We start from the raw sequence: 24,346 nt of genomic DNA, 5'->3' as shown, positions 1-24,346 counted from the left end.
TCTAAAATGCTCCATACAACTGCGGCTTTAACGGATGTAAGTACCGTTTTTGAAGCCGGAGCCGTACACGGCATTGTCGGCCCGAACGGGGCCGGGAAAACCACGCTGCTGCGCTTGCTGAAAGGACTATTAAAACCCACGCAGGGAAAATTTGAATTTTCATACAAGGGGCAGCCGTGTCCTGCGCCAGATGCCATAACCCGTATGGGATATTTCCCGCAGGAGCCCAGTTTGTACCCCGATTTAAGCGTGTGGGAACATTTGGAATTTTTCCGCGATTTGTACAATTTGGAACTGTCCACCTTCCTCAGACGGACCGAGGAATTATTAAGCGCCACGGGGATGGCCCCCTTTAAAGACCGTCCGGCCGGAAAATTGTCCGGCGGGATGTACAAGAAATTAGGGCTTATGTGCGTGCTTTTAAATCATCCGGCACTGCTTTTATTGGATGAGCCGACTATCGGGGTGGACCCGGTATCCCGGCAGGAATTATGGGACATTGTCTATAATGTGGCCGGCCCGGAAATGACGGTGATTTTAAGCACTTCCTATATGGACGAAGCGGAGCGCTGTGCCAAGGTGCATATCTTGCAGGCGGGCCGTTTGCTTGCCGGCGGACAGCCACAGGATGTAATGCAGAAATTGCACGTTACCAATTTTGCGGACATATTTTTGAAATATGAATAACACGATTATACAAGTGCAAAACCTGGTCATTATGTTTGGGGATTTCAAAGCGGTAAATGATATATCCTTTGAGGTTTCCCGCGGGGAGATTTTTGGCTTTTTGGGGGCAAACGGCGCAGGCAAAACCACTACTATCCGCACGCTATGCGGTATTTTGAATCCCACCTCGGGCAAAGTGCTTGTAAACGGGGTAGATGTAACTGCTTCTACGGCGGTGCTCAAACCCCATATCGGATATATGTCGCAAAAATTTACGCTCTATCCGGATTTAACGGTATGGGAAAATATGGATATTGCGGGCAGTTTATACGAACTTTCGCGCCCGAAAATCCGCAAACGCACGGAAGAATTATTCTCGTTTATCGGACTTACAAATATACCCGGCGGAACCGTCCGGCAACTCTCGGGCGGCACGAAACAAATGATTGCCTTGGCGGCTTCTATTCTGCATAACCCGGAACTTATTTTTTTGGATGAACCCACGGCCGGGACTTCCCCAAAGACACGCCAAGCCTTTTGGAATTTAATTCGCCAACTTTCCGCACAGGGGAAAACTATCTTTGTAACCACCCACTATATGGACGAGGCAGAGTATTGCCACCGTATTGTGCTTATGGAGCGTGGCCGCATTTTGGCAATGGACACCCCGCACAACTTAAAGCAAACTTATTTCCCGCAAAAGCCCGTGGAACTGGCTTTTACTTCGGACAGGCAACAAATAATCTTACAAGAATTGCACCGTTTGTCCTTAGGAAATGTAGGGGTTTTTGGAAACAAGTTACGGGTAAATATAACGGATAAAAATGCCTTTGAAGCGTTCGCCCAACAACACCAGACAGATTTTACGGTTCGCTCCGTAGAGCCGACGCTGGATGACGTCTTCTTAAAAGCCATAACGGGGGCCAAATGAAACGCCTGTACAAACACATTATGGCTATTGCCAGCAAGGAAACGAAACACATTAGGCGCGACATCTTTACTTTATCGGTGGCCTTGGTGCTTCCGTTAATATTTGTGATGTTTTTCGGGTTTATTATTAACTTGGATTATCATCATATCCCGCTAATGGTGCGGGATAACGACCAAAGCCATACCTCCCGCGAATTGCTGATGCAGGCCAGCGCGGCCGGGTATTTTGATGTAATTGCCGTCCACTCGCCGGCCGAAGTGGAAGTGCAACTCCAAAAGAACCGTATGCGAGGGATGCTGGTTATTCCGCCGGGGTTTCATAAAAATTTTGTAAAGGGAAATACCGCCCGCGCACAGTTGTTAATTGACGGGACGGATAACACAATGGCCGCCTTATCCACTACTTATATGCAAGGTATTTTGCAAAATACCACCCGCGCCTTATTGCCGCATACTTTTACAAACTCCCCTATCCGCACGCGGTATTTGTTTAACCCGGAATTAAACAGCCGTTGGTTTATTGTGCCGGCATTGAGCACGGTTATTATCGGCTTTTTAGCCATTATTTTGACGGCTTTAACGGTGGCCAAGGAATGGGAAGACGGCTCTATGGAACTGCTTCTTTCCACGCCGTTACGCCCATTGGAAATTGTTGTTGGCAAATTGCTGCCTTATTTTGTGCTTTCTTGCTTTGATGTGTTGCTTGTTTTTGTACTGGCCCTGTTGGTGTTTCACCTTCCCTTCCGCGGAAGTTTTGTTCTCTATTCAATGGCTTGTATATTCTATATTATGGGGGCGCTCGCCTTGGGGCTGCTTATCTCGGTAATTACCCGCCAACAGCAATCTGCCATACAATTTGGCTTTGCAATAGGGTTGTTGCCGTCCTTTATTTTTTCGGGTTTTATTTTTCCCATAGAAAATATGCCGGTTTTCTTCCGGTATGTAACGATGCTTTTCCCGCAGAGATGGTTTTTGCAAATCAGCCGCGCGCTGTTTCTAAGTGGGGCGGGGATAAGGGATTTATTTGTTCCCTTTATGGCACTATTTTTATTTATGATAGTGATGATTACCTTGGCCATACAAAAATTTAAAACGGATGTGGAACCGTGATACACAAACGCATTATAAAAGGCCTTATCCGAAAGGAATTTATTCAAATCTTCCGCGACCCTAAAATGATTGCGGCGATCTTCTTTATCCCTATCGTGCAATTAACGATGTTCGGGCTTGCGCTAACGAGCGAAGTGAAAAATATTGAAATGGTGGTAGTCAGCAAGCCTTCTGCCTTGGTGCGGGAAGTGAAGACGCGTGCCATTGCCTCCGGCTGGTTTAAGCGGGTGCAAAATGTAGAAGAAACAAATGTGGCAGATCCGACCGAATTATTGACCACCTATCAGGCAGAGGCTGTGCTGGTAGCCCCCAATAAAGGGCTTGAATACGCCTTGGAACGCCAAAACAGCCCTATACAAATACTCATTAATGCCACCAATGCCCAGCGGGCCCAACAGGTAAACGCTTATATAACCCAGATATTAGCCAAGGTGGCCGCTCACCACGGATATCAATTGGGCGGCCCTGCGCAACTGGCATTGGACACGCGCATTTTGTTTAATCCGCAACTAAGCACTACTGATTTTATGATTCCCGCGCTGTTGGTAATGACCAGTTTTATTATTCTGATGATTGTGGGCAGTATGGCAATCACCAAAGAAAAAGAAATGGGTACTATGGAAAAACTGATTTCGTCCCCGGCATCCACCGCCGATATTTTATTAGGCAAGGTCTTGCCGTATTTCTTTATTGGGATTGGGGTCGTAACCCTTATGCTGTGTGTGGGTGTTTTCGGGTTCGGAATCCCGTTTAGAGGCACTTTTTGGCAATTTGCGCTTAACGGCATTGCGCTGGCGGCGTGTGCCTTATCTGTGGCTACTTTAATTAGTACGATTGCTAATAGCCAACAGCAGGCGATGATGGGCGGTGTGCTGGTATTGCTGCCTGCCGTTTTACTCTCCGGGGTTTTCTTTCCCGTGGATAATATCCCGGTTGGGTTCCGTTGGATATGCTATTTAAACCCAATGATGTATGCGTGTACCAATTTCCGCAATATCATTTTGAAGGGCGGGGACTACCTGCTTTTTGGAAAGTATTTTGGTATATTGCTCCTGATGGCTATTACACTAGCCACCCTTGCCTATAAAAACTTCAAATCCAAATTAAACTGATGTTGGGTGAGAAAGACTCTCCCTGAGCTGGCGCTTAGAATGCATTGTTGGTTACTCGGAATATAATCATAATAGGGAAAACTCGTAAATTAGACAATAAAAATTTTACTGAAAATTGAGCGGAATATAAAGAAAGTTAGACCTATAGAATAATGGCTGGTTCTTCAAATATATTGTGATCCACTTCTTTAAAATCGCCGTTTGTATCTCTTTTGTATCTAGCCTGCATCTTTTCATCATTAGCTACAATTTGTGCCATTTTTATGAAATCTTTTATTTGCATAAAATAAAGTTCTTTATTTTTTTCCCGATCCGAAGTGAAATAAAAACCACATAAGGAATCATTCTCATCGTAAGAAAACACAAATACAAAACTATGAATTAAATAATTACACAACCTCTTGATATTTAGAGTGCTTGGTATAGGATGGTTGAGATCAAAAGTTTGGTTAATATTATGCCAGTTTAATAAATCTACATATTTAACATTGGAATATTTTGTTATCTGACAAGAGATACTCTTTAATTCATAAGATAATTTGGATGCCTCAAACAATTTTCTAATAATATATGCCGAAATAAAAATAGCTTTTTCGCAAGAAACCGCTTTAGTCTCAGACATCTTTGAATGTAGGCTCACCTTGTGTAGGCGCTCGCTTAATTTGTGCAATTCCTTTTTCCAAGGAAGGGAATCAAAAATCATATAGAAACCCTTTAAAATGCAATTAAATGTTATAAGAAGTTTAAAAATCAAATCTCTTCGGGAACTTTACACCCATGTGGAACCTTAGTTAAGTTTTCTTATTTTGTATTTTCCATTAACTTCTTTTTTGATTTTGTTTTCTCTCATCAATATGCCTAAAACAGAATAAGTTAGATAATCTTTTTGTTTGCCCGCATTGTCCGAGTGCAAATTAAGATATCTTGCGAAATCAGCATTTTTAATGCCATCCGGATTAGCTGCCAAAAACTCTAACATCGCTTTTTTGATAAATTTCAGCCCAATAGTTGCCAATTCGTACATACCAACTGGTAAATTGAGAGGCTGTTTAGATGGAATAATAAAAGATTTTGGTGTCACTGAATTTTTTAGAATTCCACCATTTTTTTCTGTTCCAAAAGCAGAGATAAGTTCAGCCTCTAAAGTTAAAGCTTGCACTTCTGTTAAGTTGTCAACAAGAATGCTAACAATAACCTCTCCCCCTGTTTGAATAATCTCTCGGATAAAAATTCCTTTATTCGTATCATCTACATTCAGCAGATGATCATCTTTTCTAGTTCCTGTTCCTTTTCCTATATAAAAAATTTGTGCTGGGTTTTTCCTTCCATCTTTTAGTGCATAGACATAGAATGAATGATCCGTATTTTCCATCGTCTTATTCCTCAATTTCCTAATATTACGACCAGTTTATAAATTTCATTATATTAATTTTTGCTTTTTAAAAAATGAAATTGAATTTTGAGCAGTTTAGTTCTTGGCAAAAAATTTCCGTTTGAAAGTGCTTTCTCAAAATTTCTTTGATTAAAAGTTCTTTTTCCGCTTTCTTAATAGATAATTCCTAAATACTGTACAAAGAAATATATTAAGATATTTTTGCATTTTTCAACACCTCTATTTATAATATAATTTACATATAAAAATAATATGTTTTGGGGCTAAGTATGGTTACATTTAAAGGATTTATTAGAGAGTTAGATCGTGTGCAAAAACAAGCTGAAAGACAACGTCTTCGAGATTATAAACAATCTCTAAAAGAGCAAGAGTTGGATAGTGCTAGACAGCAGTTTGAACAATATACGAATCATTTAGAATATATTACCTCGTTTCATAAGCGTATTTTAGAGCCTATAAATTGGACTGCTATTCATAATAGGCCATTGCCTAAAAAGCCTATTCTTTCTGATAAATATCAGAAAGAAGCTAAACACAGATTAGCAAATTACACTCCTTCTTGGTGGAAGCGGTTGTTTAGGTTGCAAGATAAAAAAGTATCAAGGATGAAACAAAATATCCAAGAGGCTCCGGCTAAGGATAAGGCCTTGTTTGATGAGCAGATGGCGTTGTACCAGCAAGCGTACGCCGATTGGTTCAAAATGAGTACATTATCAGATCGGTTATTAAAAGGTGATATTTCAGCATATCAACAAGTATTTGAGAAATTTTGTAAACCTAAGTTTAAAGACAATCTAGGGAATTCGTTTGTTATGGGAGAATATTATCAAAAGTATATTCAACTAAACATTACGGTGGGAGATATAACAACAGTTCCTGCTTATTCTTTGTCTTTAACTTCAACAGGAAAATTATCTCGAAAAAATATGTCTATTTCTCGACGTTTTGAGATTTATCAGGACTATCTATGCAGTTGTGCATTATGTGTGGTAGGTTCCGTTTTTGCCAAAATTCCTGTTGGTTATATATTGGCTAATCTTGTTGTAAAGTCTTTAAACTCTATTACCGGGCACATAGAACCACAAACCTTTTTATCTGCTTGGATACCCCGACAGACATTCGATTCCTTGAATCTAAATTGCATAGACCCTTCCGATTGTATGCAGAATTTTATGTGTAATATGAAATTTTCAAAAACTAAGGGATTTATGCCTGTAGATCCGGTTAGACCTCCAGATTGCTTAAAATGATTTATTAATTTCTTCTATTTATTCAATAACTAAATAACAATCCCGCTGAAAGTTGGGCCGGGTCAAAGATTGGAGATTTTTTTGCGAAAGGAAAAAATGCTTAGAAATTAAGGGAAACATCCCCAAAAATTCTAAGCATTTAATATGGGGTGAAGGCGCTGGGGAGTCCCTTATATGATATCTATTGCCCGATGATAAAATACATTTTTGAAAAAGCCATCTATCTACCAATTTTCTCTCTTTCATATCTTTGCTCGTCGAACTTTCATGTTATTTTCTTAATGTGGCCTTTTTCCGAGAAAAAGATAGCGAATTTCATCAATTTTTTTGCCTATTTGTATATTTTGACGCATATAAGGATAGACACGTAGATATTCTGCGGTTTGACCGCGGTTTCCCTTAGGTATTGAGTATCCTTTTGCACGCTGACCGTTTTGTTTGGGAGGCAGAACAGTTTCATTCTCTCAATTTTCCCTATTTACAGGCAAAATACAGGGAATTTAGCAGTTTTGGGGCTATTAACTAAGGAAAGGGGGCGACATTGTTATAGTGCCAGACCTATTAAATACTGCTCAAATTCCCTAAGTTTATAACAGGGAAATTAATAATAGAAAATATATTACAAGTATAAATTTTAAGGATTTTTAGTTGAAATGAGCGTATAGGCCAAACTTGCCAATGTTATAAAATGGAGAGCAAGATGCCTATCAATTTTTTTAGATAGAGAATGTGCTTGTTCATTTCTCAAAAATTGAATTGCTAAGTAAATATGTGCATATCCGCGATAAGAATCATAGAGGGGTGTTCCTTTTAGGGGTTCAGTCCCAAATAGGCTTTTGTGGAAATCATCCCTTAAACCATTATCCCCAAAAACCTCTGTTGCCCGCTCTTTTCTTGTAATTGATTTTAATTTTTCTCTTACAAATTTATAGGCCTCTTGTATAGCGCTAAAGTAGTCTTCTGCATCAATGTATGAACTTATATGGCTATATAAGTCTGGATGAATATCAACAGACACAGCGGTATTATCTGTTGAGAAAGATATTTTATGAGGCTGTATAAGAAGGGTTTTCGCAATTTTTTCTAAACTTTCACTAAATTTGATAGAGGATACGCCTGCTAACTCCCTATTTCTAAAACGGGATGCTAACCTTAAAATGAGGATAGCTACTGTTTTGTTGTCCTCAATTTCTAGAAATTTATCAAATCTATTTTGTTTGCTTGTGCCCGAGATTAGATATTTTTTGTTATTAATATCAATTCCTTCTTCTTCAAACAGTTGAATAAAATCTTCTTCCGTAAAGCGGATAATCCAACCATTGTTTTGCAACCGTAGTGCGTTATTTAAATACTGTTTATCGGCAGATGATATGGTACTCATAGTATTTCCTTTGTCTCATTAGTACTTTTTGTGAATATTTATATTAATATTATAAAATAATTATTGTTTAGTAGAGTTTTACTTGAGCCCACGGATGTGAGCCAGTAGAGTCTCTTTTGTAATCAAATGTTAGAACCTAATTCAACTCTATTATTAGAATAGTTATGGAAAAGGAAGAAATAAAGAATATTTTGTCTTTTAGTGGGAAAGAGGCACGGGCTTTCTTTTTAAAATCAGAAAGTTATTGTAATTTAGAACTTCCTGAATATATTGATGTTGGAAAAATGGTTCGCAACTTGTTTCACGACATTTTGCATGGGCAAATTTCTTTAGATGCTATTAAATCCCCAGGATGCCTACCGGAAACTTTAAGTGATATCAATTATGCACTGTTTACGAATAAAGATGGACACTATGAATGGAGAAAATTTCAATTTATCCACCCTGTTTTCTATCTAGCTTTGGTTGATTTAATTACAAAAGAAGAAAATTGGCAGTTTATTAAGCATCGGTTTGCCTTATATCAAAGGAATCCTGCTATCAAAGCTATTGGATTGCCAGTGGAAAATTCGGCTGGAAAAGATAAAGGAGGACAAATTAAAAATTGGTGGGAACATATAGAGCAAGAATCCATAAAATTATCCTTACAATATGCCTATGTGTTACAAACGGATATTACAAATTGTTATCCCTCTATTTACACACATTCATTTGCTTGGGCCTTGCACGGAAAGGAATTTGTAAAAAAATTTATAGAAAAAACTTCTAGGTATCAATTAGGCAATGATATAGATAAATTGTTGCGTTGGATGCAATATGGGCAAACAAATGGCATTCCGCAAGGTAGTGCGTTAATGGATTTTATGGCCGAGTTATTACTTGGCTATATTGACAATCGATTAAGTAATATTCTCAATTGTACTGAGGTTGGAAAATATCATATTTTACGATATAGAGATGATTATAAAATTTTTACGAACGATCCTTTGTCTGGTGAAAAAATCTTAGTTCTGCTTAATGAATTATTAACTGAGTTTGGATTTAAATTAAATGCCAAGAAAACAATTTGTTCAGACTGCATTATTTCCTCGTCAATAAAAGAGGATAAGTTGGCTTGGTTATCTTACAATAAAGATTTTCAATCGTATCAGGGAGAACTGTTAAATTTATATGTTTTCTCTAAACGATATCCTAACTCAGGCCGCTTAATTTCTGCGCTTGAACATATATATAATGATTTAGATATGCAACAAGAAACAAAAAAATATATGCAAGATCCAATAGTGGTTTTAGCGATATTGGTAGATATGATGATATCTAATCCCCGGATTTATCCTATTTGTAGTGCGGTGATTAGCAAAATTATTTTTCAATACATTCCTGATAATGCCAAAGAATGTATTGTGTCTAAAATATACAATAAATTTCAATATGTGATTAATAATGCGTATTTGGAATTATGGTTCCAACGTATTGCCATTCCTTTAGGGTTAGATCATATTTACAAATACAAGCATAAGATATGCCAATTAATTCAGGGAAAAGGAGGAATACTGTGGAATAATAGTTGGGTCAAAGAAAAATATGTAGATTCCCTTTCTAAAAATTCTTGGCTTCTTTTGGATAAGAAAAACGAAGTATCACCAGTAATCAATCCCCTTGAATTTAAAGTGTTTTTTAACTACGATTTTAGATAATTACCATGGAAGAATTTATAAATGATTAAAATAATATGGAAAATATATTCTTGATATTTTGTTCCGTTAGTTTTTGATGTAAGTTTACAGTAGCAAGGCTGATGTGTCAATTTCCCGTTTCCAAAATAGTGGTTCTAGGGCAATATTCTCCTGCCATAGGATGACACAAAATGATGTTTCTTCTGTGGGAGAAACGGTTATAGGCCGGCATTTGGTAAATGCCGGCTTCGGAAAGTGTGTCTTGGGGCAAAGAAGACGTTTATACTTGGTATCAATGATTGTATCTTCTCGGAACAAAATATCGAGACATATGGTATAACTAGTACCGGGAAGGCCCCAATATCTTTGATAATTTGGCGCGTATTTTGGATTTTTACTTGGCCGGGAAATGTTTTAGATAAAACTAGGGGCACAAACTCCTCAAACAGTTTATTCATATCAAATAAAATTGCCCAGCTGGTAAATGTGTGGTTATGCAGGCTGTCTGTGTGTGCTATGTTACAAAAACATCTTAATATTGATTTTGGTGTTGAATCCTTTGCAGAAATACTGCAAGAAATTTTATATATGTACATAAAAGCCCCGCGTGTTTGCGGGGTCTTTTATGGGGATAGAAAAATAGTTAGAAGGGATTTTTATCCGAGAAAGATCCATCCGGCCTTCGCCATACTTGTTTGCCGTTGATTACATACATATTTGGGATCCCATTCTTGCGGTTTTCTTCTTGTGCCTTGCGTACGGCACGGCTCGCGATACGGGTTAATTTAGCTGTTAAATATGTCATAAATTTCTCTCAAATGCAGTATAAAGGTTTTCTACTAAGATTTCAACTTGCTGCCCTTTATCTTGCTTGCCAACCAGCACAATATCATATCTCCCGTTATAATACAGTACCCAGTTGATCGGTTAAATCTTTATAGAGGTTCCAAAAGTTGTGTTTACTCCATCCAGAGCCGTTTCGGATTAAGGGATACAGCCATACTAAAAAACTATTTCTTTTTCTTTTGGGTCAGTTTTTTTTGGATTTTACCCAAGTTTTCCAAGAAATCTTTTTCTACAGCAGATAATTGTGTTTTCGTGCGTTCTTTATACTTGGCATACTCCGCTAATGCTTTATTATCTGCTTCCAACTTACTTATTTTGCCAGGATGCTGCAATAATTCACTACCAGACATTTTGATAAAATCATCCAGTTTCGCTATCCAGTCCTTCATATACATGTGGTGATGTCGTAAGGCTTGCAACTCAGCAAACTCTAAATAAGCAGTTGTTATACGATTTAAAATATTTAACTCGTCAGCTGTTAAATAATTTTTAGCCACCAATACTTCATCTTTGCGCGGTTTCCCACCCTGAAAGGATGTCAGCCCCATAAAATCTTTTTCAGAATCTGCCCGCAAATATTCAATCTCGGCAGCAGTATGCCCGTGAGCTGCAAAATGCATTTTATTTTGAACTACGCGGAAAAATTCTTGAGTCAACGTAGAGTGTGGGTCATAATCTACGCTAGTAGCATAAATATCTAAGATTTGGCGGTAAAAAACCTTTTCTGATGTGCGGATATCACGGATACGGGCCAAAAGCTCTTGCCAATATTTTCCACCGCCCATATTTTTTAGGAAATCATCGTTTAATGCGAACCCTTTAACAAGATATTCCCGCAATACTTGGGTAGCCCATATACGAAATTGTGTGCCTCGCCCGGTCCGCACCCTATAACCTACGGCTAAGATTACATCCAAATTGTAATAAGTAACTTCGCGCTCGATTTGTCTAGCGCCCTCTTTTTGAACTGTTCGGAATTTCCGAACAGTTGCCGTTTCATCCAACTCTCCTTCTTCAAAAATATGCTTAATATGCTCACTAATATTAGCTTTGCTTGACTGAAATAACTCTACCAGTTGAGCTTGGGTCAGCCATACAGTTTCATCGGCCAAGGTAACTTCTATCTTGGTTTTTCCATCTTCGGTTTGATAAATGATAATGTCAGTATCTTTGGGCATAGTTAAATCTCGAAAAATCCTTTTATTTATGTTACCATAATTGGGCACGTCATTGACATGGATTTGAATATAGCAACCCAGGGCGCAGGTAAAATTACTATTTTCCAAGCGTTAGTATTTCCGGGTTCTTGCTGCTGTTCCTTTTTTGTCATAAGACCAGAAATTTTGTTAAAAAATGTGTTTTTTGAAGCCTAATTTTTAAGTGCTTGCATAAAAGGCCTTAGAGCGCGATTTTTTTAATAGTTTTTAGTCGTAAAAGTGTAAAAATCCTTATTTTTTCAATACTATTTATTATAATAAATAAATAGCACTCATTTGACTTATCTGCTAATTTTGTGCTAACATAACTACCTAATTGAGCACGTAGAACTGCTCCCCAGGGTCTGTTAATGGCGAAACAGGAGGAGCCAATTTCTTGGACCCTACTAGCACCCCCAGCATAGGGGTAGAATACTCTGCTAGGCTAACCCCAGCCTGAACGGGGACTCCGATCTGCCGTACAAACCAAGGACAACTGGTATAAAAACCTGAAGCAAACCGCTTCAAATTCAAATTAATGAGGTAGTATGAAGCAAAACAAACCAAGCGACCTCTCGGTCGTCTATATACCCTTGGATACTTTGGCAGAGTATCCCAATAATCCCCGCCAACACGATTCCAAGCAAATTATCAAAATCCAACGCTCTATTGAATCGTTTGGGTTCATTAATCCTATTTTAGTGGACGAAAAGGGGCAAATAATCGCTGGGCACGCCCGATTAAAGGCGGCACAACTGGCCCATATGGAAGAAGTACCCGTTATACGCTTGGGCCATTTGTCCGAGGCGCAAAAGCGTGCCTATCGTATTGCAGATAACAAACTGGCCGAATTGGGCACTTGGAGCATAGAACTATTGCAAATGGAGTTTAAGGCTTTAGACGAATTAAAGTTAGATATGCCCCTTACCATTACGGGATATGATATGGGAGATATTGACCTTATTTTAGAGGGGAGAGAAACAAAAATAGACCCGAAGGCAAATAATATCCCTTTCATACCGGATAATGAAATTGTCAGCCAAGAGGGCGATATTTGGCAACTAGGCAAACACCGGCTAATTTGCGGAAATTCCCTTAAAAAGGAAACATTATCTGTCTTAATGGAAGATAAAAAAGCCGATATGGTATTTACAGACCCACCATATAACGTGAAAATAAACGGACACGTTTGCGGGGCAGGAAATGTACAACATCAAGAATTTAAATTTGCCTCAGGGGAAATGACTTCTGATGAGTTTACTCAGTTTTTGCAAACTGCTTTTGAGCGACTCTGTGAGTGTAGTAAAGACGGTTCTTTGCACTATATTTGTATGGACTGGCGCCATATTAAAGAAATTATAATGGCTGCTGAAGTATATGACCAATTCAAAAATCTATGCGTATGGCGGAAAGATAACGCCGGTATGGGTAGTTTTTATCGTTCCCAGCACGAACTTATCTTTATGTTCAAACACGGCAAGGAGCCACATATTAACAATGTGGAACTAGGGGTACACGGCAGATATCGCACCAATGTGTGGTGCTATCCCAGTGTAAATACACCTAGTGAAGAAAATGCCGAAAAGCGGGCTATGCACCCTACTGTAAAACCGGTTGAAATGATAAAAGATGCCATATTGGACGCCTCTAACCGGGGAGGAATAATACTAGATACCTTTTTGGGTTCTGGCAGTACCTTAATTGCCGCAGAAAAATCCGGGCGTATTTGTTATGGGGCAGAGTTAGAGCCACGGTATATAGATACGGCCATTAGGCGCTATGAAAGCCTAGGAAAGGGACATAATGCCGTACACCTATCCACAGGGAAGACTTATCAAGAATTACTTTTAGAGAAGAAAAGAGGAGGAATTGAATATGGAAAATAATAATACAGTAAATAGCAATTATGAAGTAGGGTACGGAAAACCGCCCAAACATACACAATTTAAGCCGGGATATAGCGGTAATAAAAAGGGCCGCCCTAAGGGAAGCACAAACCTATTTACAGCAGTTGAAAAACTGCAAAATGAGCGTGTGCGCATCGTACACAATGGGAAACAGAAAAGTATTCCGGTGCCGGAAGCCATCCTTCGTAAAACAGGAATGGATGCGCTCAATGGCAATGCAAAAGCACAAAAAACAATGCTGGACTATTTTGAAAAAAATGAGAGGCTGAAGGAAGAAATCGCGCAGCGAGTAGAGGTATTGCGACAAGATGATAGAACCTTATTAGAAGAAACCATTAAGGAGTACACGGAAGGGCAGGCCAATGATACAACAAAATAAAGAAACCCAACGCTTTGATGCTTTCTTGCGGCACGACTTTAAGATGTTTGTTAGGAAAGTATTTGCCGAAGTTAGTCCGCAGACGAAATACCTAGATAATTGGCATATAGATGTGATTTGTGCGGAATTAGGAAAAATGCTGTATGGGGAAAACACCCGCCTAATTATTAATATTCCGCCCCGGTATATGAAGTCCATTATTTGCTCTGTAGCGCTTCCTGCCTATATATTGGGGAAATTCCCCAAAGAAACGGTTGTATGCGTAAGTTATGCCGATGAACTAGCCAAAAAACTGGCGGCCGACTGCCGGCGTGTTTTGGAAACGCCTTGGTATAAGCGGGCGTTTCCGGGAACTCGTTTAGCCTCCAATCGCCGCGAACTGATGGATTTTGAAACCACTCAAGGTGGTGGGCGCTATTCTACAACGGTGGGTGGAACGCTAACGGGGCGGGGTGGTAATTGGCTGATTATTGATGACCCGATTAAACCAGCAGATGCCAATTCGGATTTACTACGTAATAAAGTAAACGAGTGGTACGGCAATACGCTGTATAGTCGCCTAAATGATAAAAATAAGGGCAAAATCCTGCTTATTATGCAGCGCACGCACGAACAGGACTTAACCGGCTATTTATTGGAGAGCAAAGCCGGGTTTAAGCAGATAGTAATGCCTCTGGTTGCGGTACGCGAAGAACATTGGCAATGGAACAAATATCTTGGGGAGAAGGTCATTACGCATCATTATACCCGTAAAGTGGGCGAACCGCTACATCCGGTGCGAGAAGGGATGGATAGGATTGAAGAAACCAAACAATCTTTGGGCACAATGGCCTTTGCGTGCCAATGCCAACAGGACCCTTTGGCCCAAGGAGGAAATATCATTCATTGGGAGTGGTTTGCCCGTTATAACTTAAAGGAAATAACCCATAAGCATTGTTTGGGGCAAATAGAACTTTGGCAGTTGGTGTTTAGTTGGGATATTGCCACCAAAACAGGAGTGGCAAATGATTATAGTGTATGTGTTTGTGCGATGCGTTCCCATAATAAGTATTACATACTAGATATCAAGCGTTGGAAACTGGAACTGCCGGATTTGGTAAAAGCAGCCAAAGAGTATATGTCCCAGCAGAAGGAACGCTTGGGCAAGTTAATAATGTACCCTGGTAAAATGCTGGAAACTAGGGTGCTAGTAGAAGATGTCGGGTGTGGAGTAGGCTTTCAGCAGGCCCTTAAACCATTAGGATATAAGGTGGATTTTATACACCCCACGGAGGACAAAAAGACGCGTTGCCTAAATATTACACCTTTATTAGAGCAGGGAGATTGCCTATTGCCGGATACCGAGGAACAGTGGTTTGATGATTTTAGGCACGAAGTTTTAGGCTTCCCCAATACAAAGCACGATGACCAAGTAGATGCTTTGACACAACTTCTTAATTTTAAGGCTAAAAAACGCTTTGATTTTATTTAGTTGACACCGTACAGTATTCCCCGGGCAAAAGCCCGGGGCACTTGACTTGGCCCCCTTAGTAAGGCGTACTCTAAGTGCGGAGCCAGACAGGCGCTCCGCCTAGAAAAGGAGCAAAAAATTATGGATAAATTAACAATACTAACAAATCATTTACAATTATTAGCGGAATTGGCCGCGGATTTGCAGGAGCAAATAGCCTCCGCCCAAGACGGCGCAAAAGAAAAATCTTTGAACCAAATAATGGGTAGTCTTTACGGTATATCCACCACCGCCGAACACATAAAAAACATATACGAAACAATGGTTCTAGTGCATAGGAAGTAAAATAAAAAAGGGTGCGGAAAATTTTATTGTAAAAAGCGCTTTTGTATAGTAAAATACAAAAATACCATAACCTATTTTAATGAGGAAGTTTTAGACGTGAAATCTTTTGCTCAAATTAAGTATTTAGCCAATCTGCTAACATTAAAAAATCCTGCTAATTCCGCTAGCAAATTGGGGCGGTCTGTCCTCAATTCAACGATAGATTTAACTCCGCACCAAATTGATGCCGCTCTGTTTGCTTTTCAAAACCCACTTTCCCAAGGGGCAATCCTGGCAGATGAAGTAGGTTTAGGAAAAACAATTGAAGCGGGGTTGGTAATAAGCCAATTATGGGCTGAAAATAAACGGAAAATCCTTTGCATTACGCCCGCTTCTATTCGCAAACAATGGCAAGGGGAACTGGCTGAAAAATTTTTTATAGATTCCGTTTTATTAGATAGTAAAACCTATAAAACAGCAAAAAAGGAAGGAAATATTTTTCCTTTTGATCAGAAAGAACGCGTGATAATTTGTTCTTATCAATATGCTCGTCGTATGGAAGACGAAATTGCGGCTGTAAATTGGGACCTAGTTGTTATCGATGAAGCCCACCGTTTGCGTAATGTGTATCGTAGTGATAATAAAATTGCCCGTTCTATTCAGAGGTCCACGGCACAATCTAAGAAATTGCTTCTAACGGCAACTCCGTTGCAAAATTCGTTATTGGAACTTTACGGACTTGTGAGTTTTGTGGATAACCGAATTTTTGGCAATTTGGAATCCTTCAAGGCTCAGTTTATCCAACACTCAGATTCTTTTGATTCGGAAAGTATATTTGCAAATACAGATTCTAATAAAACAGCAGCGGAGATTCGGGCGGAGCATTTGTTTACTGAAATTCGCAAAAGGATTGCTCCCGTTGCGCATCGCACTCTTCGTAGGCAGGTGCAGCAGTATGTAAAATATACCAATCGCACTTCTCATACTATTAATTTTACTCCGTCTAAAGACGAATTAGATTTATACGAAAAAGTATCCGAGTATTTACGCACCCCTTCTTTCGGGGTTTCCTCGTCAAATAACGCGCTTTTAGTATTGGTTATTCGCAAAATTTTAGCATCATCTTCGTTTGCTATTGCTGATACCTTAGAAAAATTAATAGAACGTCTGAAAAAAGTCAGGCAAACGCAATACCCCGAACCGGATGTTAATTTGAGCGATGATTTTGAAGAATTAGAGGAATTAGAGGACGATTGGAACGAGCCGGATAATAACCAAACGACTTGTATTTACCCTTTCCCTCCCAAAGATAAAGTCCTCACTTTTAAGGAGAAGGAATATTTTAATAAGAAAATTTCAGCTGAAATTAATCAGTTGGAAGATTATCGCAATTTGGCACAGAGTATTACCGAAAACGCCAAAGGAAATGCCCTTTTACAAGGAATAGAAACTGCTTTTAAAGAAGCCTCGCACTTACATTCTCCACGCAAAGTATTGGTTTTTACAGAAAGCCGTCGCACACAACAATATTTAAAAAATTTACTAGATAAAACCCCCTATGGGGCTAAAACAATTACGTTAAATGGGACCAATACTGACGCGGATAGTAAGTCTATTTTAGCCGCCTGGAAGGAACGGCATAAATCAGATGGTAAAGTTTCGGGCATAGTCGCGGCAGATGTGCGCGCGGCAATTTTGGAAGAATTTAGAGACCGCGCAGAAATTTTGCTCGCTACGGAATCCGGGGCGGAAGGCCTGAATATGCAATTTTGCAATGTGGTGGTAAATTATGATTTGCCTTGGAACCCACAACGGGTAGAACAGCGCATTGGGCGCTGCCACCGCTACGGACAAAAATATGATGTGGTGGTAATCAATTTCTTAAATACCGCAAACGCGGCCGATCAACGGGTATTGGAGTTACTGGGAGAGAAACTCAACTTATTTGATGGCGTATTTGGCTCGTCCGATCCTGTTTTGGGGGCATTGGAAAGTGGAGTGGATATAGAAAAGTCCATTAGCCAAATTTTTCAAAATTGCCGTACAGAAACTGCAATTCAAGCGGCTTTTGACGAATTACAAAATAAACTAAGCGATACTATTGCTAAGGTCAATAATCAAGCAAAAAGCAAAATTTTTGATAATTTTGATGAAGATGTCCAACGACGCATTAAAGGGTTGGGTAAAGCAATGGATGAGTTGGACCAGTATGAGCAATATTTGATTACCTTTATGCAATTAGTGTTGGGGCAAAACTGTAAGTATGATACTAATACCCAAACTTTATCTATTAGGCAGCCCAATCTACCGTTTTGGCAAGAGAATTGGAACGGAACATATAGTTTGAAGAAATCTCTCGTTGCTACTCGTCCATTACACTTCAATTTACCAATGGTGCAGGCATTACTTAAATATGCAGAAGAATTGCCCAGCCAAGAGCATTTATTAACCTTTGATTACTCTCATAGTGGAAAAAATATTGCTATGGTGAGGGGCCTGCAAGGGCAGATAGGTTATTTGCAAGTAAGCAAAATTAAGGTTTCTGCATTAGAAGAAAGTGAATTTTTACTTTTTTCTATGGAAAAGGCTGATGGAACCCCATTAACGGCTGAATATGCCCAAAAATTACTTTCGGTGCCAGCAACAGTAGCGGAGCCCATACAGATAGATAATGCCACGCATAAGGCCTTGCTTTCGTTGTATGCGGAACAAAAGGCAAAATTATTAAATCAAATTTCCGAAGAAAACGCCCAATACTTTGATGCAGAAATGGACAAATTAGACCAATGGGCAGAGGATTTAAAAAACGATTTGGAACGCGAAATAAAAGACTTGGATAGGGAAATAAAAACCATCAAAAAGCAATCGCGTGAGGAATCTATTTTGGCTAAAAAACTGGAACTTGGTAAATTGCAAAAGGAAAAAGAGGATTTGCGGCGTAAAAAACGCGCCCGCCTTTTTGATGAACAAGATGCTATTTCTGCTAAAAAGGATGATTTATTGAATAATTTAGAGCAACGGTTGCATTGTAAGGTAACAGAAGAAGTTCTTTTTACTATTGGATGGAAAGTGTTATAGGAGGGTAATATATGGATATTGAAACAGACTTACATTATTATGGTCAAGGATACGCGATATTAGCGGCTACACGGGATGAGTGCTCTAGCAGTTATGCGCAACTTTTATCCGATATTGCCACGGCCTTATATCCCGGTTTAGAATTTGCAATTGAATATTTACCTTCACAAAAAGGGAGTTTTCTAGATAGGATTTCTTTTAGAAATGTAAAAAAAGAATTTAACAAAACTCCTATTGCTGTAACCAGTTCTATGCTTACCGCCATTGTATCTATTGCAGCACTATTTATGCAAATGAGTTATGCCGATGCGCGGAAGGCAACAACGGCGGATCGAATCGCTACCTGCATTGATATTTACACTGGAATGCAAAAGCAAATCCAAGAGCACAATGCTAAGAATCCAGAAGATCCAATAATTGTAGATGGAAGCCAACTGAAAAAAGCCTGCGGAGATATCATAAAAAAGCGCAAAAACAAATTTTACAAAGGACTTTTGACGGATTCAAACATTCAGAAACATGAAATTGAAATCAAAAAAACACAAGGGAAACCTTTGTTGTATTCTGTGGAAAGAAAAGATTTTGTGAATTATATAGAAGATTTGAATGATACCAATATCCCTTCTATCCATGAAATACGTAAAGTTAGGGTAGAAGCCCCCGTGATAGTAAATGAAGATAAGGTTTGGCGTGCTAGCGATTGGGAAACAGATGAAAATCTTAATTTTTACCTCAAAGATCATAATTTTAGAAGCCAATTTTTAGCTGGATTCTATCCTGCGAAGACTAGCAAAAAGGATGATTTATTAATTGGTTTGTTTGAATTTAAAAGAAAGCAGGATAAAGATGGTAAAATAAAAGTAACAAGGAAGAGCGTAATTAATGTGTTCCAATATCAGAACCATCAAATTAAACCAATTCCTGATAATTTAAAACAATATCTGCCAAAGGAAGATTCCTTTGTCGCAGGGGATGATGAACTATTCCCCAAATATAATTTTAAAGAAGCTATAAAGGACAAGAGCGATGACAAGTAAACAGAAGTTGGAACTGACGTGGATTGGGAAGGATACTCCTATTAAGGTGGAGCCAAGGATTTTGATACATGATGAAACAAAAGATTATGGCGATAAAAACACGGGTAATATGCTTATTTATGGGGATAATTTGCTTGCCTTAAAAGCATTGGAGCAAGAATATGCTGGCAAAGTGAAGTGTATTTATATTGACCCACCATACAACACTGGCTCCGCTTTTGAACACTATGACGACAATTTGGAACATTCCACTTGGCTTTCTCTCATGAAACCGCGTTTGGAAATCCTTAAAAATTTACTGACGGATGATGGCAGTATTTGGATTTCTATTGATGCAGATGAAAGTCACTATCTTAAAGTGTTGTGTGATGAGATTTTTGGACGTAAGAATTTCATTGATGAAGTGGTATGGCAAAGATCTTATGCTCCCATTAACCTCAAAAAGACCTTATCTCGTAGTCATGATATTATTTTGGTGTACGCAAAAAATAAAACAGATAAATATGAATTAAATAAATTGCCAAGAACTTCTTCACAAGATTCTCTTTATAAAAACCCTGATAATGACATTAGAGGCCCTTGGCAATCAGACAACTTAACTGTTGGGCCCGTTATTCAGGAAAAGATATATGACATAATGACACCCACAGGCCGAATTGTTCGACCACCTGCAGGGCGTTGTTGGGTATTTACAAAAGAACGATTTGAAGAGATGAGAAAGGATAATCGCATATGGTTTGGCGCTGATGGTAATAATACCCCTCGTTTAAAACGCTTCTTGTCGGAAGTCAGACAAGGTGTTGTGGCAATGACGCTTTGGTTTAGAGATGAAATTGGAGATAACCAAGAAGCCAAAAGAGAGGTTAAAGCATTATTTCCTCAAAGTAAAAATCCCTTTGATACTCCTAAGCCGGAACGCTTAATTGAACGGGTGTTAACGCTCGGTTCTAACAAAGAAGACCTCGTTTTAGATTCCTTCTTAGGTTCGGGTACAACGGCGGCTGTGGCGCATAAAATGGGTCGTAAATACATCGGCATTGAACTCGGTGAGCATTGCCATACCCATTGTATCCCACGCTTGCAAAAAGTTATTGACGGTACGGACCAAGGTGGTATTTCTAAGGCCGTCGGTTGGAAAGGCGGTGGCGGTTTCAAATACTACTATTTAGCTCCTAGCTTGCTCAACAAAGACAAATACGGCCAATATGTAATATCCAAAGAATACAATGCTGATATGCTTGCCGCCGCCATGGCCAAGCACGAAGGGTTTTTATACGCCCCAGACCAAGACCAATTTTGGAAACAAGGCAAAAGTAGCGAAAATGATTATATCTACACTACCACCAGCCATGTGGGAGAGCAGGCTTTGTCAGCCATTTCAGCCGATATGAAAGACGGCGAAAGTTTGCTTATTTGTTGCAAGAGTTTTGACAAAGGATTGGAAGGAGTTTTCCCCAATATATCCATTAAAAAAATCCCTGCTGCTATTTTAGGCCGCTGTGAGTTTGGCAAAGATAATTACAACCTAAACATTATCAATCCGCCCGCGGTGGAAGACGAGGAAGAGTAAAAGGAGATTGTATGGAAGGCGATTTGAATTATTTGAAGTGTGATTATTCCAAATTGCAATTACCGCAAAAAACTATTTATTTAGATATCGTAAATTGGTTGTTGGACAATTTAAATACGATAGAAACTGATGCCAATAAGAATGAATTAATGAAAAGAACTTATTTGTTAAGAGAAATGGTATCTAATAACGGACAAAAGCCGTTTATTGATTTTTTGAAAGAAAACAAGGATAGATTTAATGATATTTTTGCATTGTGTCAATTAAATGAACAACAAAAACAAAAAGTTAAAATATTTCAAATGAGATTAAAAAATTCTTTAGAAGTTTTTGATGAGTAATTTTATGAACCAAACGGCTTTGTATATTAAAAATAGACTTTCCTTGCGTAAACCGCAGGAAGAAGCATTAAATATCTTGGCGGATATTTGCACGCTATTGCCTTTAACCAAACAAAATGATTTGCAAGAGGAAATTGCCAAAATTAAGGGCAAATACCCCACTTTTAAGGATTTTGAGCGCAATTTTCCAAATATCTGCTTTGCATTGGCCACAGGGGTGGGCAAAACGCGCCTTATGGGGGCCTTTATTGTTTATTTATACAAAACCTACCGGCTAAATGATTTTTTTATTTTAGCTCCCAATCTGACCATTTATAATAAATTAATTGATGACTTTTCCAATCTTTCAAACCCTAAATATGTATTTAAGGGTATTTCTGACTTTGCTACCAATTATCCCCTCGTTATTACCGGGGATACTTACCGTGAAATGACGGAGTATCAGTTAGCACAAGCCAGCGTACGGATTAACATTTTTAATATTTCCAAAATTAATGCAGATGAACGGAACGGCGATAAGCCTCTTATTAAACGGTTATCGGAATATCTGGGGCAGAGTTATTTTGATTATTTGGCTTCTCGTGAGCGGCTGGTGCTACTCATGGATGAGAGCCACCATTACCGTGCCAAACGTGCGATGCAGGTGATTACCGAACTTAACCCAGTGTTGGGGTTAGAAGTTACGGCCACCCCGCAGGTGCAAAAGGGTAGCAAAGCGGTGCCTTTCAAAAATGTAGTGTATGAGTATTCCTTGGCTCGCGCTATACAAGACGGCTTTGTAAAAAAGCCTTATGTGGCTACGCGTAAGAATTTTAACCCCAAAGATTATACGCCGGAAGAAATAGACCGAATGAAGGTAATGGATGGAATTCGGGTCCACCAAAATACACACTTGGAACTGGAAAAATTTGCCCGAAACCATAATTTGCCTATTGTAAAGCCTTTTGTGCTTATCATTACCAAAGATACCGAACACGCCGGAAAAATAAAAGCAATGATTCAGCAAGAGGATTTTTATGGTGGGCATTATAAGGATAAAGTGTTAGAAATCCACTCTGCCCAAAAAGGAACAGAAAGAGAAGAAAATATTGCCCAGTTACTTTCTTTGGAGAATCCGTTAAACAAGATAGAAATTGTTATTCACGTAAATATGCTTAAAGAGGGGTGGGACGTAACGAATCTTTATACTATTGTTCCCTTGCGTGCCTCGGCTTCCGAAACTTTGACAGAACAAACTATTGGACGCGGTTTACGTTTGCCATATGGCCGAATAATGCACGATGAAGCGGTGGATAGGCTGGCTATTGTGGCGCACGACAAATTTAATGCGTTAATTGAAGAGGCGAATCGTCCCGGAAGTATTATTAAGAAAGAGCATATTATTGAATTGTCGGATGAAGATTTAAATGCTCCTCAAAAAGAGATTATAGAAGGGAAAACGGTATTGGTTTTGGCCCCTACGAAACTAGCGGAGCAAAATTCTTCCCCGATGTGGGAACCGCCAACTGAAACAGCCAAAAGTACCGTTCGCCTCCTACAAAATACGGTGTTACCTGAAATGGGAAAAGAAGTGAAAACTTTGGGCGAATTAAATTTCCGTGAAGTGCAAGAAATGGCCAAAGAGAAATTAAAAAAGCATTTGGAAGCAACAAGTTTGTATGCTGCGGACCAAATTGCTGAAATTGATTCCCATTTTTCCGAAATTGTAGATCAATATGCCAAAGGAATTATTCCTATACCCCGTTTAGTTGTGCAACCGGGAAGAGACGGACACTTGCAATTTGAAGATTTTGAGTTGGATACCACTAATTTAACTTATACCGAACCTGACCAAGATATCTTATTAAAATCATTAGCGGATGGCGGGATAAGTTTAGTTCAAGGGCAAGTATCAGGGCAGATTACGGAGGAAAAGCCGGAAAATGTTTTACTGGGAGCCTTGTGCGATGTGCCGGAAATTGCTTACGATGATTACGCTGACTTGCTTTATAAATGGGCACATACGGCAGTAGAAAAAATGCGCACCTATATGGATGAACAAAAAGTCCGTAATACGGTAATTGCTTACAGAAAACAAATAGCAGAGTTTATTTTTGCCCAAATGAAGCAACACTCTCATTACGTACAGCCAGATTTTGCCGCAGCCGAAGTTCATCCTTTTGAAAGAATTTATCCTCATAACTTTGAAAAAGTGAAACAGGATAAAATATACAACTATATGGATACGATTGAGCCTAAAAATTCTATACCCAGTAAGGTTTTTACTGGTTTTAAAAAGGCTTTGCATGATATCTATAAATTTGATTCCGATACGGAGAAAACTTTTGCGGCAATTTTGGAGCAGGACATAACTGTGAACAAATGGTTGCGCCCGGCAGATAGACAATTTGATATTTACTGGAATAATGGAGCAGATAAGTATGTCCCAGATTTTGTAGTGGAAACTGCCCAGGGACTTTTTTTAGTTGAATTAAAACGGGCAGACCAACTAGCAACAACCGAAGTGCAGGAAAAAGCCAAAGCTGCCCGAAAATGGGTGCAGGCCGTTAATGCAGTTTTGGCTAAAAACAATGAAAAATTATGGACTTATTTGTTAATCCCTCATACGGAGGTCGCCTTAAACAAGGATTTTGCCTATTTTGAGAGATTTAAAAATTAAAGAAACATATCAGCCTCGGGCTTACGCGCGGGGCTTTTGAT

Annotated in this window: 19 protein-coding genes; 15 read left to right on the top strand and 4 right to left on the bottom strand. The window is 39.1% G+C overall.

The features are described from left to right. The first annotated feature begins 6 nt into the window (after window positions 1–6). Genes ACR0QV_RS03200 through ACR0QV_RS03185 form a run of 4 tightly spaced genes read left to right on the top strand, consistent with a single transcriptional unit; the run spans window position 7 to window position 3,818 of the window. Window positions 7–687 carry an ABC transporter ATP-binding protein gene (locus tag ACR0QV_RS03200; protein WP_432634529.1) on the top strand — a complete coding sequence of 227 codons (681 nt, stop codon included), beginning with the start codon at window positions 7–9 and terminating at the stop codon, window positions 685–687. Then, the gene (locus ACR0QV_RS03195; RefSeq protein WP_432634528.1) at window positions 680–1,597 is read left to right on the top strand and encodes an ABC transporter ATP-binding protein; all 918 of its coding nucleotides are present in this window, start codon (window positions 680–682) and stop codon (window positions 1,595–1,597) included. The genes ACR0QV_RS03200 and ACR0QV_RS03195 overlap by 8 nt, the downstream gene beginning before the upstream one ends. After that, entirely contained in the window at window positions 1,594–2,706 is a 1,113-nt protein-coding gene (locus ACR0QV_RS03190; RefSeq protein ID WP_432634527.1) for an ABC transporter permease, read from the top strand. Before ACR0QV_RS03195 ends, ACR0QV_RS03190 begins: the two co-directional genes overlap by 4 nt. After that, window positions 2,703–3,818 (top strand): ABC transporter permease, encoded by a 1,116-nt coding sequence (locus ACR0QV_RS03185; protein ID WP_432634526.1) that lies wholly within the window; start codon window positions 2,703–2,705, stop codon window positions 3,816–3,818. Before ACR0QV_RS03190 ends, ACR0QV_RS03185 begins: the two co-directional genes overlap by 4 nt. Before the next feature lie 142 nt (window positions 3,819–3,960). Here the strand turns inward: ACR0QV_RS03185 and ACR0QV_RS03180 are convergent, their stop codons facing one another. Then, on the bottom strand, window positions 3,961–4,521 hold the full coding sequence (locus ACR0QV_RS03180) for a hypothetical protein (protein WP_432634525.1): 561 nt from the start codon (window positions 4,519–4,521) through the stop codon (window positions 3,961–3,963). Window positions 4,522–4,605: 84 nt separating this feature from the next. Then, the gene (locus tag ACR0QV_RS03175) at window positions 4,606–5,190 is read right to left on the bottom strand and encodes a GIY-YIG nuclease family protein (RefSeq protein ID WP_432634524.1); all 585 of its coding nucleotides are present in this window, start codon (window positions 5,188–5,190) and stop codon (window positions 4,606–4,608) included. A 290-nt stretch (window positions 5,191–5,480) separates the two neighbouring features. Here ACR0QV_RS03175 and ACR0QV_RS03170 point away from each other — a divergent pair, with 290 nt between their 5' ends. Continuing rightward, the gene (locus tag ACR0QV_RS03170) at window positions 5,481–6,461 is read left to right on the top strand and encodes a hypothetical protein (RefSeq protein ID WP_432634523.1); all 981 of its coding nucleotides are present in this window, start codon (window positions 5,481–5,483) and stop codon (window positions 6,459–6,461) included. A 634-nt stretch (window positions 6,462–7,095) separates the two neighbouring features. Here ACR0QV_RS03170 and ACR0QV_RS03165 read toward each other — a convergent pair. Beyond that, entirely contained in the window at window positions 7,096–7,842 is a 747-nt protein-coding gene (locus ACR0QV_RS03165; RefSeq protein WP_432634522.1) for a TIGR02391 family protein, read from the bottom strand. A 164-nt stretch (window positions 7,843–8,006) separates the two neighbouring features. Here ACR0QV_RS03165 and ACR0QV_RS03160 point away from each other — a divergent pair, with 164 nt between their 5' ends. Beyond that, window positions 8,007–9,539, top strand: a complete 1,533-nt coding sequence (locus ACR0QV_RS03160) for an RNA-directed DNA polymerase (RefSeq protein WP_432634521.1) — start codon at window positions 8,007–8,009, stop codon at window positions 9,537–9,539. A 989-nt stretch (window positions 9,540–10,528) separates the two neighbouring features. Here ACR0QV_RS03160 and ACR0QV_RS03155 read toward each other — a convergent pair. Beyond that, the gene (locus ACR0QV_RS03155; RefSeq protein WP_432634520.1) at window positions 10,529–11,542 is read right to left on the bottom strand and encodes a virulence RhuM family protein; all 1,014 of its coding nucleotides are present in this window, start codon (window positions 11,540–11,542) and stop codon (window positions 10,529–10,531) included. A gap of 566 nt (window positions 11,543–12,108) precedes the next feature. Here ACR0QV_RS03155 and ACR0QV_RS03150 point away from each other — a divergent pair. From ACR0QV_RS03150 to ACR0QV_RS03110, 9 genes are all read left to right on the top strand, one after another. Continuing rightward, window positions 12,109–13,446 carry a site-specific DNA-methyltransferase gene (locus tag ACR0QV_RS03150; RefSeq protein WP_432634519.1) on the top strand — a complete coding sequence of 446 codons (1,338 nt, stop codon included), beginning with the start codon at window positions 12,109–12,111 and terminating at the stop codon, window positions 13,444–13,446. Further along, complete coding sequence (locus ACR0QV_RS03145) at window positions 13,436–13,846, top strand: DUF5681 domain-containing protein (RefSeq protein WP_432634518.1); 411 nt, start codon at window positions 13,436–13,438, stop codon at window positions 13,844–13,846. Before ACR0QV_RS03150 ends, ACR0QV_RS03145 begins: the two co-directional genes overlap by 11 nt. Next, window positions 13,830–15,317, top strand: a complete 1,488-nt coding sequence (gene terL, locus ACR0QV_RS03140) for a phage terminase large subunit (RefSeq protein ID WP_432634517.1) — start codon at window positions 13,830–13,832, stop codon at window positions 15,315–15,317. Before ACR0QV_RS03145 ends, terL begins: the two co-directional genes overlap by 17 nt. Window positions 15,318–15,437: 120 nt before the next feature. Next, window positions 15,438–15,641, top strand: a complete 204-nt coding sequence (locus ACR0QV_RS03135) for a hypothetical protein (protein WP_432634516.1) — start codon at window positions 15,438–15,440, stop codon at window positions 15,639–15,641. Window positions 15,642–15,737: 96 nt separating this feature from the next. Next, window positions 15,738–18,698 (top strand): SNF2-related protein, encoded by a 2,961-nt coding sequence (locus tag ACR0QV_RS03130; protein ID WP_432634515.1) that lies wholly within the window; start codon window positions 15,738–15,740, stop codon window positions 18,696–18,698. A gap of 11 nt (window positions 18,699–18,709) precedes the next feature. Continuing rightward, window positions 18,710–19,735, top strand: a complete 1,026-nt coding sequence (locus ACR0QV_RS03125) for a hypothetical protein (RefSeq protein ID WP_428051908.1) — start codon at window positions 18,710–18,712, stop codon at window positions 19,733–19,735. Further along, window positions 19,725–21,305 carry a site-specific DNA-methyltransferase gene (locus tag ACR0QV_RS03120; protein WP_432634514.1) on the top strand — a complete coding sequence of 527 codons (1,581 nt, stop codon included), beginning with the start codon at window positions 19,725–19,727 and terminating at the stop codon, window positions 21,303–21,305. Before ACR0QV_RS03125 ends, ACR0QV_RS03120 begins: the two co-directional genes overlap by 11 nt. Window positions 21,306–21,316: 11 nt before the next feature. Next, window positions 21,317–21,646, top strand: a complete 330-nt coding sequence (locus ACR0QV_RS03115) for a hypothetical protein (RefSeq protein ID WP_432634513.1) — start codon at window positions 21,317–21,319, stop codon at window positions 21,644–21,646. Then, window positions 21,639–24,305: a DEAD/DEAH box helicase gene (locus ACR0QV_RS03110; RefSeq protein ID WP_432634512.1), complete on the top strand. Its 2,667-nt coding sequence runs from the start codon at window positions 21,639–21,641 to the stop codon at window positions 24,303–24,305. The genes ACR0QV_RS03115 and ACR0QV_RS03110 overlap by 8 nt, the downstream gene beginning before the upstream one ends. Window positions 24,306–24,346: the final 41 nt, after the last annotated feature.

The sequence above is a fragment of the Candidatus Avelusimicrobium sp. genome, from assembly GCF_050873505.1.
Classification (GTDB): Bacteria; Elusimicrobiota; Elusimicrobia; order Elusimicrobiales; family Elusimicrobiaceae; genus Avelusimicrobium.
This window is presented reverse-complemented; position numbering and strand designations above follow the sequence as displayed.